This is a genomic window from Pseudomonas sp. MMS21 TM103 (assembly GCF_022132145.1).
Taxonomy (GTDB): Bacteria; Pseudomonadota; Gammaproteobacteria; order Pseudomonadales; family Pseudomonadaceae; genus Aquipseudomonas.
In genome coordinates this window covers 395,690-409,073 of record NZ_JAJISP010000004.1, presented here as the reverse complement: position 1 = coordinate 409,073, position 13,384 = coordinate 395,690, and the positions used below count along the sequence as shown (strand labels likewise).

The window sequence follows — 13,384 nt, the reverse complement described above, 5'->3', positions numbered from 1 at the left end:
TAGTGAGGCTGTAGCTTGACGGGGCGCGCGAGTCTCATTAGACTCATGCACCCCTAAATTTGGCAGGGCACGTGCCCTGCCAAATTGCTTTTGTTGAAAATAAATAGCGTCGAAAGACAACAGTGGAGCTAGTAGATGGCAACTATCAACCAGCTGGTACGTCAGCCGCGTAAGCGTATCGTCGAGAAATCCGACGTGCCTGCGCTGCAGAACTGCCCGCAACGTCGTGGTGTATGCACTCGCGTGTATACCACTACGCCGAAAAAACCGAACTCGGCACTGCGTAAAGTCTGCCGTGTGCGTCTGACCAACGGTTTCGAGGTTTCCTCGTACATCGGCGGTGAAGGCCACAACCTGCAAGAGCACAGCGTGGTCTTGATCCGTGGCGGTCGTGTAAAAGACTTGCCAGGTGTTCGTTACCACACCGTTCGCGGCTCCTTGGATACTTCCGGCGTCAAAGGCCGTAACCAGGGTCGTTCGAAGTACGGTACCAAGCGTCCGAAGTAATCGGTGCTTGAGCTGAAATTGCAGTTTTCTATTTTTCTGAGTCGATAAGAGTAAGGTCGGGCGCCATCTTTGTGGGGCAGTCCCGAGCTAACCTGAAGACCGTTTGAGGGCTTATCAAATGCCAAGACGTCGTGTAGCAGCCAAGCGCGAAGTGCTTGATGATCCAAAGTACGGTAGCCAGATCCTGGCTAAGTTCATGAACCACGTGATGGAAAGCGGCAAGAAAGCCGTTGCCGAGCGTATCGTTTATGGTGCCTTGGAGAAGGTTAAAGAACGTAAGAACAGCGATCCCCTGGAAATCTTCGAGAAAGCTCTCGACGCCATCGCTCCGCTGGTCGAAGTGAAGTCGCGCCGTGTAGGCGGTGCTACTTACCAGGTTCCGGTCGAAGTTCGTCCGTCCCGTCGTAATGCTCTTGCAATGCGCTGGCTGGTAGATTTTGCCCGCCGTCGTGGCGAGAAGTCCATGGCTCTGCGCTTGGCTGGCGAGCTGATGGATGCCGCTGAAGGCAAGGGTGCTGCAGTTAAGAAGCGTGAAGACGTGCACCGTATGGCCGAAGCCAACAAGGCTTTCTCGCACTACCGCTTCTAATCATCGCGCTTCTAAATTTGCGAGGGCTTTATGGCTCGTACTACACCGATTAACCGTTACCGTAACATCGGTATCGTAGCTCACGTGGATGCGGGTAAAACCACAACCACCGAGCGTGTGCTTTTCTACACAGGTAAAAGCCACAAAATGGGCGAGGTGCATGACGGCGCCGCGACTACCGACTGGATGGTGCAGGAGCAGGAGCGTGGTATTACCATTACTTCTGCTGCCATTACCGCCTTCTGGAAGGGTTCCGAGAAGCAGTACAAAGATGAGCACCGCTTTAACGTCATCGATACCCCCGGCCACGTTGACTTCACTATTGAAGTTGAGCGTTCGCTGCGTGTGCTCGACGGCGCGGTTGTTGTGTTCTGTGGTACCTCGGGCGTTGAGCCGCAGTCGGAAACCGTATGGCGTCAGGCCAACAAGTACGGCGTTCCGCGTCTTGTTTACGTCAACAAGATGGACCGTGCCGGTGCTGACTTCCTGCGCGTGATTGGTCAGATCAAGCAGCGCCTGGGTCACACTCCGGTGCCGATCCAGCTGGCTATCGGTTCCGAAGACAACTTCCAGGGTCAGATCGATCTGATCAACATGCAGGCTGTCTACTGGAACGATTCCGACAAAGGCATGGTTCCTGTTCGCAAGGACATTCCTGCAGAGCTGTTGGAAGAAGCCGAGAAGTGGCGCGGCAACATGGTTGAGGCTGCGGCCGAAGCCAACGAAGAGCTGATGAACAAGTACCTCGAAGGTGAAGAGCTCACTCTCGAGGAAATCAAGAGTGCTCTGCGTCAGCGTACTATCGCTGGTGAGATCGTTCTGGCTGTTTGTGGTTCTTCCTTCAAGAACAAGGGTGTTCCCCTGGTTCTCGACGCCGTCATCGACTTCCTGCCTGCGCCGACCGACATTCCTGCCATCAAGGGTACCCACCCGGATGACGAGACTATCGACCTGGAGCGTCATGCAGACGATAGCGAGCCGTTCTCGGCTCTGGCGTTCAAGATCGCTACCGACCCATTCGTGGGTACCCTGACCTTCGTTCGCGTTTACTCGGGCGTGTTGAACTCCGGTGACGGCGTGATCAACTCGGTTAAGGGTAAGAAAGAGCGCGTGGGTCGTATGGTGCAGATGCACGCAAACGCCCGCGAAGAGATCAAGGAAGTACGCGCTGGTGACATCGCGGCCCTGATCGGCATGAAGGACGTCACCACTGGTGAGACCCTGTGCAACGCTGACAAGCCAATCATCCTTGTTCGTATGGACTTCCCGGAGCCGGTTATTTCGGTTGCCGTAGAGCCCAAGACCAAGGACGACCAGGAAAAAATGGGTATCGCACTGGGCAAGCTTGCTCAGGAAGACCCGTCTTTCCGCGTCAAGACCGATGAAGAGACTGGCCAGACCATCATCTCCGGCATGGGCGAGTTGCACCTGGATATCCTGGTCGACCGTATGCGCCGTGAGTTCAACGTCGAAGCCAACATTGGTAAGCCTCAGGTTTCCTATCGTGAGCGCATCACGAAGAGCTGTGAAATCGAAGGCAAGTTCGTTCGTCAGTCCGGCGGTCGTGGCCAGTTCGGTCATTGCTGGATCCGTTTTGCGCCTGCTGACGAAGGTCAGGAAGGTCTGCAATTCGTCAACGAAGTTGTGGGTGGTGTGGTTCCTAAGGAATACATCCCGGCTATCCAGAAGGGTATCGAAGAGCAGATGAAGAACGGCGTTGTTGCCGGCTATCCGCTGATCGGCCTGAAGGCTACCGTGTTCGATGGTTCCTACCACGACGTCGACTCCAACGAGATGGCGTTCAAGGTGGCGGCTTCCATGGCAACCAAGCAACTGGCCCAGAAGGGCGGTGGTGAGTTGCTCGAGCCGATCATGGCGGTAGAGGTTGTTACCCCTGAAGACTATATGGGTGACGTGATGGGCGACCTTAACCGCCGTCGCGGCATGATCTTGGGGATGGAAGACACGATCTCCGGTAAGGTAATTCGCGCCGAAGTTCCGTTGGGCGAGATGTTCGGTTATGCGACCGACGTCCGTTCCATGTCTCAGGGTCGCGCGAGCTACTCTATGGAATTCAAAAAATACAATACAGCTCCGTCGCACATCGTCGAGTCTGTAACCAAAAAACAAGGCTGATTCAGCCCTTTAGGCAAGGAGTTAATTGTCGTGGCTAAAGAAAAATTCGAACGTAACAAACCGCACGTCAACGTTGGCACTATCGGTCACGTCGACCATGGTAAAACCACCCTGACTGCAGCGTTGACCAAGGTGTGTGCCGAAGCTTTCGGTGGCGCCATTCGCGATTTCGCGCAGATCGACAGCGCGCCGGAAGAAAAAGCTCGTGGTATCACGATCAATACTTCCCACGTTGAATATGATTCCAACATCCGTCACTACGCTCACGTAGATTGCCCGGGCCACGCTGACTATGTGAAGAACATGATCACCGGTGCTGCGCAGATGGATGGCGCTATTCTGGTTTGCTCCGCTGCCGACGGCCCGATGCCGCAGACTCGCGAGCACATCCTGCTGTCCCGTCAGGTCGGCGTTCCTTACATCGTGGTCTTCCTGAACAAGGCTGACATGGTGGATGACGCTGAGCTGCTGGAACTGGTTGAGATGGAAGTGCGTGACCTGCTGTCGATGTATGACTTCCCAGGCGACGACACTCCGATCATCATCGGTTCGGCGTTGATGGCCCTGAATGGCCAGGACGACAACGAGATGGGTACCACAGCCGTGCGCAAGCTGGTTGAGACTCTGGATACCTATATTCCGGATCCGGTACGCGTTATCGACAAGCCGTTCCTGATGCCTGTTGAAGACGTGTTCTCGATCTCTGGTCGCGGTACCGTTGTGACTGGTCGTATCGAGCGCGGCATCATCAAGATCCAGGAAGAAGTTGAGATTGTAGGCCTGCGTCCTACCGTCAAGACCATCTGTACTGGTGTTGAGATGTTCCGCAAGCTGCTCGACGAAGGTCGTGCGGGTGAGAACTGCGGTATCTTGCTGCGTGGCACCAAGCGTGACGACGTCGAGCGTGGTCAGATTCTGGCCAAGCCGGGTAGTGTTAAGCCGCACACCAAGTTTGAAGCAGAAGTCTATGTCCTGAGCAAGGATGAAGGCGGTCGTCATACTCCGTTCTTCAAGGGCTACCGTCCGCAGTTCTACTTCCGCACTACCGACGTAACCGGTAACTGCGAGCTGCCGGAAGGCGTTGAAATGGTAATGCCGGGCGACAACGTGAAAATGGTTGTTACCCTGATCAAGTCGATCGCCATGGAAGATGGTCTGCGTTTCGCGATTCGCGAAGGCGGCCGTACCGTTGGTGCCGGCGTGGTTGCCAAGATCATCGAGTAATCGATTGATCTGAAAAAAGCCCTCGCTTGCGGGGGCTTTTTTATTGGGTTGACACTCGCTGGGGCCGTCTATAGAATTGCGCCTCCTTTTAGCGGGTGTACTGCGCCCGCTGGGAATAGCAGCTTGGAATCTGAGGTCAAAATGCAAAACCAACAAATCCGTATTCGGTTGAAGGCTTTTGACCATCGCCTGATCGATCAATCAACCCAGGAAATCGTGGAAACCGCGAAACGTACTGGTGCTCAGGTGCGTGGTCCGATTCCTCTGCCTACCCGCAAAGAGCGGTTTACCGTTCTGACTTCACCGCACGTCAACAAAGACGCGCGTGATCAGTTCGAAATCCGCACTCATAAGCGTGTTCTGGACATTGTCCAGCCGACGGATAAAACCGTTGATGCGTTGATGAAGCTTGATCTTGCGGCTGGCGTGGAAGTGCAGATCAGCCTCGGCTAAAACCTTGGGGTTTTAGTCGTGTAACGCTCTGAAATGGGCGGCCATAGCGGGTGAAAGCCCCGTACACTCATGAGGTTACAACATGACTATTGGTGTAGTCGGTCGTAAATGCGGTATGACCCGTATTTTCACCGAAGAAGGTGTCTCCATTCCGGTTACGGTCATTGAGATCGAGCCGAATCGCGTCACTCAGTTTAAAACTGAAGAGTCCGATGGCTATCGTGCAGTGCAAGTCACTGTCGGTGAGCGTCGTGCTTCCCGTGTCAGCAAGGCGCAAGCCGGTCATTTCGCCAAGGCGAATGTCGCGGCGGGTCGTGGTGTTTGGGAGTTCCGTCTTGAAGAAGGCGACTACCAGGCTGGCGATCTGATCAGCGCTGAAATTTTCCAAGCTGGTCAACTGGTGGATGTCACTGGTCAGTCCAAGGGTAAAGGCTTTGCCGGTACCATCAAGCGTTGGAATTTCCGCGGCCAAGACAACACTCACGGTAACTCCGTGTCCCACCGTGTTCCGGGTTCCATTGGCCAGTGCCAGACTCCGGGTCGCGTCTTCAAGGGCAAAAAAATGTCCGGTCACATGGGTGCTGAGCGCGTGACTGTGCAGTCCCTGGAAGTAGTGCGCGTCGATGCTGAACGCAACCTGCTGTTGGTCAAGGGTGCCGTTCCTGGCGCTACTGGCGGCAACTTGGTTGTTCGTCCGGCAGCCAAGGCTCGCGGTTAAGGGGAAGCTGACATGCAATTAAATGTAAATGGCGCTCAAGCGATCGAAGTGTCCGAAGCGACGTTCGGTGGCGATTACAACGAGACCCTGGTTCACCAAGCAGTCGTGGCCTACATGGCCGGCGGCCGTCAGGGCAGCAAGCAGCAGAAGACCCGTTCCGACGTTTCCGGTGGCGGTAAGCGTCCATGGCGTCAGAAGGGCACTGGTCGTGCTCGTGCTGGTACCACTCGTGGTCCGATCTGGCGTGGTGGTGGTGTGACTTTCGCGGCCCGTCCGCAGAATCACGACCAAAAGTTGAACAAGAAAATGTATCGCGCTGCATTGCGTTCGATTCTTGCTGAGCTGGTTCGCACCGATCGTCTGGTGGTGGTTGAGGACTTCAGCGTTGAAGCGCCGAAAACCAAAGACCTGCTGAACAAACTGAATGGCATGGGTCTGACCGATGTTCTGATCGTGTCCGATGCTATTGACGAAAATCTGTACCTGGCTGCTCGTAACCTGCCTCATGTCGATGTTCGTGACGTGCAGGGTTCCGATCCGGTCAGTCTGATCGCGTACGAAAAGGTGCTGGTCACCGTTTCTGCCGTGAAGAAATTCGAGGAGCTGCTGGGATGAACCAGGAACGCGTATTTAAAGTGCTGCTTGGCCCGCACGTCTCCGAGAAGGCCACACTTCTGGCCGATAAGAAAAGCCAGTTCGTTTTCAAGGTTGCAACCGATGCAACCAAGCTGGAAATCAAGAAGGCCGTCGAAAGCCTGTTCAACGTGAATGTTGCTGCTGTTAATACCGTGAATGTTCTCGGTAAGAGCAAGCGCACCGCTCGCGGTCTGGGCAAGCGTAACGACTGGAAGAAGGCGATCATTTCCCTTCAGCCAGGCCAAGATCTCGATTTCGCCAGCAGTGCTGAGTAAGGGAGGGGTGCATCATGGCAATCGTTAAATGCAAACCGACTTCCCCTGGCCGCCGTTTTGTGGTCAAGGTGGTCAATCAGGAGCTGCATAAAGGCGCTCCTTACGCTCCGCTGCTCGAGAAGAAGTCGAAGACTGGCGGTCGTAACAACAATGGTCGTATCACCACCCGTCATATCGGTGGTGGCCACAAGCAGCATTACCGTCTGGTCGATTTCCGTCGCAATGACAAAGATGGCATTCCAGCCACTGTCGAGCGTATCGAATACGATCCGAACCGTACCGCACACATCGCTTTGCTGATGTATGCAGACGGCGAGCGTCGCTACATCATCGCCCCTAAGGGCGTGAGTGCTGGCGATCAGCTGGTAGCTGGTATCATGGCTCCGATCAAGCCGGGCAACAGTCTGCAACTGCGCAACATCCCAGTTGGTAGCACTGTTCACGGTATCGAATTGAAGCCGGGCAAAGGTGCTCAGATCGCTCGTTCCGCTGGTGCTTCGGCTCAGCTGATTGCGCGTGACGGTGTCTACGTGACATTGCGTCTGCGTTCCGGTGAAATGCGTAAAGTGCTGGCTGAGTGCCGTGCGACCCTGGGCGAAGTCTCGAACTCCGAGCACAGCCTGCGTTCGCTGGGTAAAGCTGGTGCCAAACGCTGGCGTGGCGTTCGCCCAACCGTTCGTGGTGTTGCCATGAACCCGGTTGACCACCCACACGGTGGTGGTGAAGGTCGTACCTCTGGTGGTCGTCATCCGGTGTCTCCATGGGGCTTCCCGACTAAGGGCGCGAAGACTCGTGGTAACAAACGCACCGATAAAATGATCGTCCGTCGTCGCAAGTAAATAGAGGGATACGACAGTGCCACGTTCTCTGAAAAAAGGTCCTTTTATCGATCTTCACCTACTGAAGAAGATCGAAGTGGCGGTGGAAAAGAACGATCGCAAGCCGGTGAAAACCTGGTCGCGCCGTTCCATGATCCTGCCGCAAATGGTCGGTCTGACCATTGCTGTGCATAACGGTCGTCTACATGTTCCCGTTCTCGTGAACGAAGACATGGTCGGCCACAAACTCGGCGAGTTTGCTGGTACCCGCACTTATCGTGGGCACGTAGCAGACAAGAAAGCCAAGCGTTAAGGGGTTAGGAAATGGAAGTAGCCGCTAAGTTGTCGGGCGCTCGAATCTCCGCCCAGAAAGCCCGCTTGGTCGCCGACCAGATTCGCGGGAAGAAGGTGGGCGAAGCGCTCAATCTGTTGGCTTTTAGCAGTAAGAAAGCCGCCGATATCATCAAGAAAGTGCTGGAGTCGGCTGTAGCCAACGCCGAGCATAACGAAGGCGCAGATGTTGATGACCTCAAGGTCAGCACCGTTTTCGTCAACGAAGGGCGTTCGCTGAAGCGAATCATGCCGCGTGCCAAAGGCCGCGCTGATCGCATCGTCAAGCGGTCTTGCCATATCACTGTCAAGGTTGCGGACAAGTAACGGAGTCGAACAGATGGGTCAGAAAGTACATCCCATTGGCATTCGCCTGGGAATCGTCAAGGAGCACACCTCCGTCTGGTACGCAGACGGTCGGACTTATGCGGACTATTTGTTCGCTGATCTGAAGGTGCGCGAATACCTCCAAGACAAACTAAAAAGCGCGTCCGTAAGCCGTATCGATATCCATCGTCCGGCTCAGACTGCACGCATCACCATCCACACCGCCCGTCCTGGTATCGTTATTGGGAAGAAGGGTGAGGATGTTGAGAAGCTGCGTCAGGACCTGACCAAGCAAATGGGTGTGCCTGTGCACATCAATATCGAAGAAATCCGCAAGCCGGAGCTCGACGGTATGCTGGTTGCGCAGAGCGTAGCTCAGCAGCTGGAGCGTCGTGTGATGTTCCGTCGCGCTATGAAGCGCGCTGTACAGAACGCCATGCGCATTGGTGCCAAGGGCATCAAAATCCAAGTGAGCGGTCGTCTCGGTGGTGCTGAAATTGCCCGTACCGAATGGTATCGCGAAGGTCGTGTGCCGTTGCACACCCTGCGCGCCGACGTCGACTATGCCATCTACGAAGCACACACCACTTATGGTGTGATCGGTGTCAAGGTTTGGATCTTCAAAGGCGAAGTAATTGGTGGCCTTAAAGAAGAACTGAAACCGCAGGCACCTGCGCCTCGTAAAAAAGCTGCCAAGTAAGGGGTACGCCAAATGTTGCAACCAAAGCGTACGAAGTTCCGTAAGCAGATGACCGGCCACAACCGTGGCCTGGCTCAACGCGGTAGCAAAGTCAGCTTCGGCGAATTCGCCCTGAAGTCTGTTGCCCGCGGTCGTCTCACCGCCCGTCAGATCGAGTCCGCTCGTCGTGCTCTGACTCGTCACGTTAAGCGTGGCGGGAAAATCTGGATTCGCGTGTTCCCGGATAAGCCAGTTACCAAGAAGCCTCTCGAAGTGCGGATGGGTAAAGGGAAGGGTAGCGTTGAGTATTGGGTAGCCCAGATTCAGCCAGGCAAAGTCCTGTATGAAATCGAAGGCGTTTCCGAAGAGTTGGCGCGTGAGGCTTTCGCCCTGGCGGCTGCAAAGCTGCCACTCGCCACCACTTTTGTTAAGCGGACGGTGATGTGATGAAGGCGAATGAACTTCGTGAAAAATCAGCACAGCAGCTGAACGAGCAACTGCTCGGCCTGCTGCGCGACCAGTTCAATCTGCGTATGCAGAAAGCAACTGGCCAGTTGGGGCAGTCTCACCTGCTCTCGCAAGTTAAGCGCGACATTGCTCGTGTGAAGACTGTGCTCAATCAGCAGGCAGGTAAGTGATCATGGCTGAAGCCGAAATAACAGTCCGTACGCTGACCGGCCGTGTCGTCAGCGACAAGATGGACAAGACCATCACCGTATTGATCGAGCGCCGCGTTAAGCACCCGATCTACGGTAAATATGTCAAGCGTTCGACCAAGCTGCACGCGCACGACGAAAGCAACCAGTGCCATATCGGCGACAAGGTTTCCATCCGTGAAACCCGTCCCGTAGCCAAGACCAAATCTTGGGCGCTGGTTGAAGTTCTCGAACGCGCAGTGGAAGTCTAAGGACTAGGGGTCGGAGAAATATATGATTCAGACTCAATCCATGCTCGACGTCGCTGACAACAGCGGTGCTCGTCGCGTTATGTGCATTAAGGTGCTGGGCGGTTCACACCGCCGCTATGCTGGCATCGGCGACATCATCAAGGTGACCGTCAAGGAAGCAATTCCGCGCGGTAAAGTGAAGAAGGGCCAGGTGATGACTGCTGTTGTAGTCCGCACTCGTCACGGCGTTCGTCGCCCTGATGGCTCGATCATTCGCTTCGATGGCAACGCTGCTGTTCTGTTGAACAACAAGCAAGAGCCGATCGGCACCCGTATTTTTGGGCCGGTGACGCGTGAACTTCGCAACGAGAAGTTCATGAAGATCGTCTCGCTCGCCCCTGAAGTGCTCTAAGGAGATCCGACATGCAAAAGATTCGTCGTGACGACGAGATCATCGTGATCGCCGGTAAAGACAAAGGTAAGCGTGGCAAGGTGCTCAAGGTACTCGCTGACGACCGTCTGGTCGTTGGTGGGTTGAACCTGGTGAAGCGCCATACCAAGCCGAACCCGATGTCTGGCGTTCAGGGCGGTATCATCGAGAAAGAAGCGCCTCTGCACGCTTCCAACGTGGCCATTTTCAACAGCGAAACCAACAAGGCTGACCGTGTTGGTTTCAAAGTTGAAGAAGGTAAAAAAATTCGTGTCTTCAAGTCGACCCAAAAAGCGGTTGATGCTTGAACACTGCTAGGTAGAAGACCATGGCACGACTAAAAGAGATTTATCGGAAAGAAATCGCGCCGAAGCTTAAGGAAGAACTTAAGCTTGCGAACGTGATGGAAGTTCCGCGCATCACCAAGATCACCCTGAACATGGGCTTGGGCGAAGCGATCGGTGACAAGAAAATCATCGAGAACGCTGTAGCCGATCTGGAAAAGATCACCGGTCAGAAAGTCGTTGTGACTCATGCCCGTAAATCGATTGCAGGTTTCAAGCTGCGTGAAGGCTGGCCGATTGGCGTCAAGGTAACCCTGCGCCGCGATCGCATGTACGAATTCCTGGATCGTCTGCTGTCTATCTCCCTGCCGCGCGTGCGTGACTTCCGCGGCCTGAATGCCAAGTCCTTCGATGGCCGTGGCAATTACAGCATGGGCGTTAAAGAGCAGATCATCTTCCCGGAAATCGATTACGACAAGATCGATGCCCTGCGTGGTCTGGACATTACCCTGACTACCACTGCGCGTACGGATGATGAGGGTCGTGCTTTGCTGCGTGCCTTCAAATTCCCGTTCCGCAACTGATTGGAGTTGGACCATGGCTAAAATGAGCATGAAAAACCGCGAGCTGAAGCGTCAGCAAACGGTAGCCAAGTACGCGAAGAAGCGTGCCGAGCTGAAAGCTACCATCGCCGATCTGAACGCCAGTCCAGAAGCGCGCTGGGAAGCTCAGGTGGCTCTGCAGAAGCAGCCGCGTGATGCCAGTGCCTCGCGCCTGCGCAATCGCTGCCGCATTACCGGTCGTCCGCACGGCGTGTATCGCAAGTTCGGTCTGTCGCGTATCAAGCTGCGTGAAGCGGCAATGCGTGGTGACGTGCCAGGTCTGGTCAAGGCCAGCTGGTAAGTCGCCGCATCCTGGGTCTGTCCGGTTGAGATACTTGGCGGATTCAGGCAGGCAAAATGAAACAAGCCCCTTTTGGGGCTTGATTCATTTTTGATCAGTCTCTAGAATGCTCGGCTCGCCTGAGCCAGGGTTTTTGATTTGCCCGGCGTTTTGGTGACTCTAGCCGTAAGGCTAATTCTTTTTGTATCAGGAGCGTCTAGCCCATGAGTATGCAGGACCCGTTAGCGGACATGCTAACTCGTATCCGTAATGCCCAGATGGCTGAAAAGTCCGTCGTAAGCATGCCGTCTTCCACGTTGAAGGTGGCTGTAGCCAAAGTCTTGAAGGACGAAGGTTATATTGCGGGTTATCAGATCAGCGGTGAAGTTAAGCCGCAGCTGTCCATCGAGCTGAAATATTTCGAAGGCCGTCCGGTTATCGAAGAAGTCAAGCGCGTGAGCCGTCCAGGCCTTCGCCAGTACAAGTCCGTTGATGATTTGCCAAAAGTTCGTGGCGGTCTCGGCGTTTCTATCGTCTCCACCAACAAGGGTGTGATGACGGACCGCGCGGCGCGCGCTGCCGGTGTCGGCGGCGAAGTGCTCTGTACAGTGTTCTAAGGGGGGATAAGCATGTCACGCGTCGCTAAGAACCCCGTCACGTTGCCCGCTGGTGTAGAGATTAGTCTCGCCGGTCAGCAACTTTCGGTTAAGGGTGCCAAGGGTGCTCTAGAGCTGAACATTCATTCGTCCGTTGAAGTGGTCCAGGAATCCGGTGAGCTGCGTTTTGCTGCTCGCAACGGAGACCAGCAGACTCGCGCAATGGCCGGTACCACTCGTGCATTGGTCAACAACATGGTGATCGGCGTAAGTACTGGCTTCGAGCGCAAGCTTCAGCTGGTAGGCGTTGGTTACAAGGCGCAAGCCAAAGGTCAGGTCTTGTCCCTGGCTCTAGGCTTCTCCCACCCGATCGATTACGAGCTGCCGGAAGGCGTTGTTGCTGAAACCCCTAGCCAGACCGAAATCCTGATCAAGGGTGTCGATAAACAACTGGTTGGTCAGGTTGCTGCGGAAATCCGTGATTTCCGTCGTCCTGAACCTTATAAGGGCAAAGGTGTTCGTTACGCTGACGAAATCGTCCGTCGTAAAGAAGCCAAGAAGAAGTAGGGCCTAGCAAATGACCGACAAAAAAGTTACTCGACTGCGTCGCGCTCGCAAAGCACGTCTGAAAATGCACGAGCTCGAAGCCGTGCGTCTCTGCGTGTATCGCTCTTCGCAGCATATCTATGCCCAGGTCATTTCGGCCGACGGCAGCAAGGTTTTGGCCAGTGCCTCTACCTTGGACAAAGCACTGCGTGATGGAGCCACTGGCAACGTCGACGCGGCCAAGAAAGTTGGCGAGCTGGTTGCCGAGCGTGCGAAAGCCGCTGGTGTGACTCAGGTTGCATTCGACCGTTCTGGCTTCAAGTACCACGGCCGCGTCCAGGCGCTGGCTGATGCTGCTCGTGAAGGCGGGCTGGAGTTCTAAGTTATGTCAAATAACGACCAAAAGCGCGATGAAGGTTATATCGAGAAGCTGGTGCAGGTTAACCGCGTAGCCAAAACCGTTAAGGGTGGCCGTATCTTCACTTTCACTGCGTTGTCCGTAGTGGGTGATGGTAAGGGTCGCGTCGGTTTCGGCCGTGGCAAGTCCCGTGAAGTGCCAGCTGCTATCCAGAAAGCTATGGAAGCTGCTCGTCGCAACATGATCCAGGTGGACCTGAACGGCACAACTCTGCAATACGCAATGAAGTCTGGTCATGGCGCCTCCAAGGTGTACATGCAGCCGGCTTCAGAGGGTACCGGTATCATTGCCGGCGGCGCCATGCGTGCCGTGCTGGAAGTAGCTGGTGTGCAGAACGTTTTGGCCAAGTGCTATGGCTCGACTAACCCCGTGAACGTGGTGCATGCCACTTTCAAAGGTTTGAAAGCTATGCAGTCGCCTGACTCTGTTGCGGCCAAGCGTGGCAAGAGCGTCGAGGAGATTCTCTAATCATGGCTAATACCGTAAAAGTCACGCTGATCAAAAGCATGACCGGCCGTATCCCCAACCACAAACTCTGTGTGAAGGGGTTGGGTCTGCGTCGCATCGGTCACACCGTAGAAGTCCTGGATACTCCCGAGAATCGCGGGATGATCAACAAGGCCTACTACATGCTGCGAGTCGAGGGTTAA

The 13,384-nt window shown here is 55.0% G+C and carries 24 protein-coding genes; all 24 read left to right on the top strand.

The window, feature by feature from the left end:
- Positions 1-135: 135 nt before the first annotated feature.
- The 24 genes from rpsL (at position 136) to rpmD (ending at position 13,384) form a co-directional block, all read left to right on the top strand.
- A complete protein-coding gene (rpsL, locus tag LJY18_RS15415; RefSeq protein WP_003186084.1) occupies positions 136-507 on the top strand; it encodes a 30S ribosomal protein S12 in 372 nt (123 codons plus the stop codon).
- A gap of 118 nt (positions 508-625) precedes the next feature.
- Positions 626-1,096: a 30S ribosomal protein S7 gene (gene rpsG / locus LJY18_RS15410; RefSeq protein ID WP_238042679.1), complete on the top strand. Its 471-nt coding sequence runs from the start codon at positions 626-628 to the stop codon at positions 1,094-1,096.
- Between the two features lie 30 nt (positions 1,097-1,126).
- Positions 1,127-3,232: an elongation factor G gene (gene fusA / locus LJY18_RS15405; protein WP_238042678.1), complete on the top strand. Its 2,106-nt coding sequence runs from the start codon at positions 1,127-1,129 to the stop codon at positions 3,230-3,232.
- Between the two features lie 30 nt (positions 3,233-3,262).
- Entirely contained in the window at positions 3,263-4,456 is a 1,194-nt protein-coding gene (gene tuf, locus LJY18_RS15400; protein ID WP_238042677.1) for an elongation factor Tu, read from the top strand.
- A gap of 141 nt (positions 4,457-4,597) precedes the next feature.
- A complete protein-coding gene (rpsJ, locus tag LJY18_RS15395; RefSeq protein WP_010486970.1) occupies positions 4,598-4,909 on the top strand; it encodes a 30S ribosomal protein S10 in 312 nt (103 codons plus the stop codon).
- 82 nt (positions 4,910-4,991) lie between these two features.
- Positions 4,992-5,627, top strand: a complete 636-nt coding sequence (gene rplC / locus LJY18_RS15390; RefSeq protein WP_238042676.1) for a 50S ribosomal protein L3 — start codon at positions 4,992-4,994, stop codon at positions 5,625-5,627.
- A 12-nt stretch (positions 5,628-5,639) separates the two neighbouring features.
- Positions 5,640-6,242, top strand: coding sequence for a 50S ribosomal protein L4 (rplD, locus tag LJY18_RS15385; RefSeq protein ID WP_172149917.1), 603 nt, complete (start codon positions 5,640-5,642; stop codon positions 6,240-6,242).
- Positions 6,239-6,538, top strand: a complete 300-nt coding sequence (rplW, locus tag LJY18_RS15380; protein WP_238042675.1) for a 50S ribosomal protein L23 — start codon at positions 6,239-6,241, stop codon at positions 6,536-6,538. Before rplD ends, rplW begins: the two co-directional genes overlap by 4 nt.
- Positions 6,539-6,552: 14 nt before the next feature.
- The gene (gene rplB, locus LJY18_RS15375) at positions 6,553-7,377 is read left to right on the top strand and encodes a 50S ribosomal protein L2 (protein WP_238042674.1); all 825 of its coding nucleotides are present in this window, start codon (positions 6,553-6,555) and stop codon (positions 7,375-7,377) included.
- Between the two features lie 16 nt (positions 7,378-7,393).
- Positions 7,394-7,669 carry a 30S ribosomal protein S19 gene (rpsS, locus tag LJY18_RS15370; RefSeq protein ID WP_234229346.1) on the top strand — a complete coding sequence of 92 codons (276 nt, stop codon included), beginning with the start codon at positions 7,394-7,396 and terminating at the stop codon, positions 7,667-7,669.
- An 11-nt stretch (positions 7,670-7,680) separates the two neighbouring features.
- Positions 7,681-8,013 carry a 50S ribosomal protein L22 gene (rplV, locus tag LJY18_RS15365; protein ID WP_079204524.1) on the top strand — a complete coding sequence of 111 codons (333 nt, stop codon included), beginning with the start codon at positions 7,681-7,683 and terminating at the stop codon, positions 8,011-8,013.
- A gap of 13 nt (positions 8,014-8,026) precedes the next feature.
- A complete protein-coding gene (gene rpsC, locus LJY18_RS15360; RefSeq protein WP_238042673.1) occupies positions 8,027-8,713 on the top strand; it encodes a 30S ribosomal protein S3 in 687 nt (228 codons plus the stop codon).
- A gap of 12 nt (positions 8,714-8,725) precedes the next feature.
- Positions 8,726-9,139, top strand: a complete 414-nt coding sequence (rplP, locus tag LJY18_RS15355; RefSeq protein ID WP_042552939.1) for a 50S ribosomal protein L16 — start codon at positions 8,726-8,728, stop codon at positions 9,137-9,139.
- The gene (gene rpmC, locus LJY18_RS15350) at positions 9,139-9,330 is read left to right on the top strand and encodes a 50S ribosomal protein L29 (protein ID WP_002555481.1); all 192 of its coding nucleotides are present in this window, start codon (positions 9,139-9,141) and stop codon (positions 9,328-9,330) included. Before rplP ends, rpmC begins: the two co-directional genes overlap by 1 nt.
- 2 nt (positions 9,331-9,332) lie before the next feature.
- Positions 9,333-9,599, top strand: a complete 267-nt coding sequence (rpsQ, locus tag LJY18_RS15345; RefSeq protein WP_238042672.1) for a 30S ribosomal protein S17 — start codon at positions 9,333-9,335, stop codon at positions 9,597-9,599.
- Positions 9,600-9,621: 22 nt separating this feature from the next.
- Positions 9,622-9,990 (top strand): 50S ribosomal protein L14, encoded by a 369-nt coding sequence (gene rplN, locus LJY18_RS15340; protein ID WP_014854220.1) that lies wholly within the window; start codon positions 9,622-9,624, stop codon positions 9,988-9,990.
- An 11-nt stretch (positions 9,991-10,001) separates the two neighbouring features.
- The gene (gene rplX, locus LJY18_RS15335) at positions 10,002-10,316 is read left to right on the top strand and encodes a 50S ribosomal protein L24 (protein ID WP_079204527.1); all 315 of its coding nucleotides are present in this window, start codon (positions 10,002-10,004) and stop codon (positions 10,314-10,316) included.
- 20 nt (positions 10,317-10,336) lie between these two features.
- Complete coding sequence (gene rplE, locus LJY18_RS15330; RefSeq protein ID WP_172149925.1) at positions 10,337-10,876, top strand: 50S ribosomal protein L5; 540 nt, start codon at positions 10,337-10,339, stop codon at positions 10,874-10,876.
- Positions 10,877-10,889: 13 nt separating this feature from the next.
- Positions 10,890-11,195 (top strand): 30S ribosomal protein S14, encoded by a 306-nt coding sequence (gene rpsN / locus LJY18_RS15325; protein ID WP_238042671.1) that lies wholly within the window; start codon positions 10,890-10,892, stop codon positions 11,193-11,195.
- A 203-nt stretch (positions 11,196-11,398) separates the two neighbouring features.
- Entirely contained in the window at positions 11,399-11,791 is a 393-nt protein-coding gene (gene rpsH, locus LJY18_RS15320; RefSeq protein ID WP_069519903.1) for a 30S ribosomal protein S8, read from the top strand.
- Positions 11,792-11,803: 12 nt separating this feature from the next.
- Complete coding sequence (rplF, locus tag LJY18_RS15315) at positions 11,804-12,337, top strand: 50S ribosomal protein L6 (protein WP_238042670.1); 534 nt, start codon at positions 11,804-11,806, stop codon at positions 12,335-12,337.
- A 10-nt stretch (positions 12,338-12,347) separates the two neighbouring features.
- Positions 12,348-12,698: a 50S ribosomal protein L18 gene (gene rplR / locus LJY18_RS15310; protein ID WP_079204532.1), complete on the top strand. Its 351-nt coding sequence runs from the start codon at positions 12,348-12,350 to the stop codon at positions 12,696-12,698.
- 3 nt (positions 12,699-12,701) lie between these two features.
- Positions 12,702-13,202, top strand: a complete 501-nt coding sequence (gene rpsE / locus LJY18_RS15305) for a 30S ribosomal protein S5 (protein ID WP_238042669.1) — start codon at positions 12,702-12,704, stop codon at positions 13,200-13,202.
- A gap of 2 nt (positions 13,203-13,204) precedes the next feature.
- Positions 13,205-13,384, top strand: coding sequence for a 50S ribosomal protein L30 (gene rpmD / locus LJY18_RS15300; RefSeq protein WP_079204534.1), 180 nt, complete (start codon positions 13,205-13,207; stop codon positions 13,382-13,384).

Coding starts and splice junctions, on each gene's coding strand:
- rpsL (WP_003186084.1), top strand. CDS start 136: ATGGCAACTATCAACCAGCTGGTACGTCAGCCGCGTAAGCGTATCGTC.
- rpsG (WP_238042679.1), top strand. CDS start 626: ATGCCAAGACGTCGTGTAGCAGCCAAGCGCGAAGTGCTTGATGATCCA.
- fusA (WP_238042678.1), top strand. CDS start 1,127: ATGGCTCGTACTACACCGATTAACCGTTACCGTAACATCGGTATCGTA.
- rpsJ (WP_010486970.1), top strand. CDS start 4,598: ATGCAAAACCAACAAATCCGTATTCGGTTGAAGGCTTTTGACCATCGC.
- rplC (WP_238042676.1), top strand. CDS start 4,992: ATGACTATTGGTGTAGTCGGTCGTAAATGCGGTATGACCCGTATTTTC.
- rplD (WP_172149917.1), top strand. CDS start 5,640: ATGCAATTAAATGTAAATGGCGCTCAAGCGATCGAAGTGTCCGAAGCG.
- rplW (WP_238042675.1), top strand. CDS start 6,239: ATGAACCAGGAACGCGTATTTAAAGTGCTGCTTGGCCCGCACGTCTCC.
- rplB (WP_238042674.1), top strand. CDS start 6,553: ATGGCAATCGTTAAATGCAAACCGACTTCCCCTGGCCGCCGTTTTGTG.
- rplV (WP_079204524.1), top strand. CDS start 7,681: ATGGAAGTAGCCGCTAAGTTGTCGGGCGCTCGAATCTCCGCCCAGAAA.
- rpsC (WP_238042673.1), top strand. CDS start 8,027: ATGGGTCAGAAAGTACATCCCATTGGCATTCGCCTGGGAATCGTCAAG.
- rplP (WP_042552939.1), top strand. CDS start 8,726: ATGTTGCAACCAAAGCGTACGAAGTTCCGTAAGCAGATGACCGGCCAC.
- rpmC (WP_002555481.1), top strand. CDS start 9,139: ATGAAGGCGAATGAACTTCGTGAAAAATCAGCACAGCAGCTGAACGAG.
- rpsQ (WP_238042672.1), top strand. CDS start 9,333: ATGGCTGAAGCCGAAATAACAGTCCGTACGCTGACCGGCCGTGTCGTC.
- rplN (WP_014854220.1), top strand. CDS start 9,622: ATGATTCAGACTCAATCCATGCTCGACGTCGCTGACAACAGCGGTGCT.
- rplX (WP_079204527.1), top strand. CDS start 10,002: ATGCAAAAGATTCGTCGTGACGACGAGATCATCGTGATCGCCGGTAAA.
- rplE (WP_172149925.1), top strand. CDS start 10,337: ATGGCACGACTAAAAGAGATTTATCGGAAAGAAATCGCGCCGAAGCTT.
- rpsN (WP_238042671.1), top strand. CDS start 10,890: ATGGCTAAAATGAGCATGAAAAACCGCGAGCTGAAGCGTCAGCAAACG.
- rpsH (WP_069519903.1), top strand. CDS start 11,399: ATGAGTATGCAGGACCCGTTAGCGGACATGCTAACTCGTATCCGTAAT.
- rplF (WP_238042670.1), top strand. CDS start 11,804: ATGTCACGCGTCGCTAAGAACCCCGTCACGTTGCCCGCTGGTGTAGAG.
- rplR (WP_079204532.1), top strand. CDS start 12,348: ATGACCGACAAAAAAGTTACTCGACTGCGTCGCGCTCGCAAAGCACGT.
- rpsE (WP_238042669.1), top strand. CDS start 12,702: ATGTCAAATAACGACCAAAAGCGCGATGAAGGTTATATCGAGAAGCTG.
- rpmD (WP_079204534.1), top strand. CDS start 13,205: ATGGCTAATACCGTAAAAGTCACGCTGATCAAAAGCATGACCGGCCGT.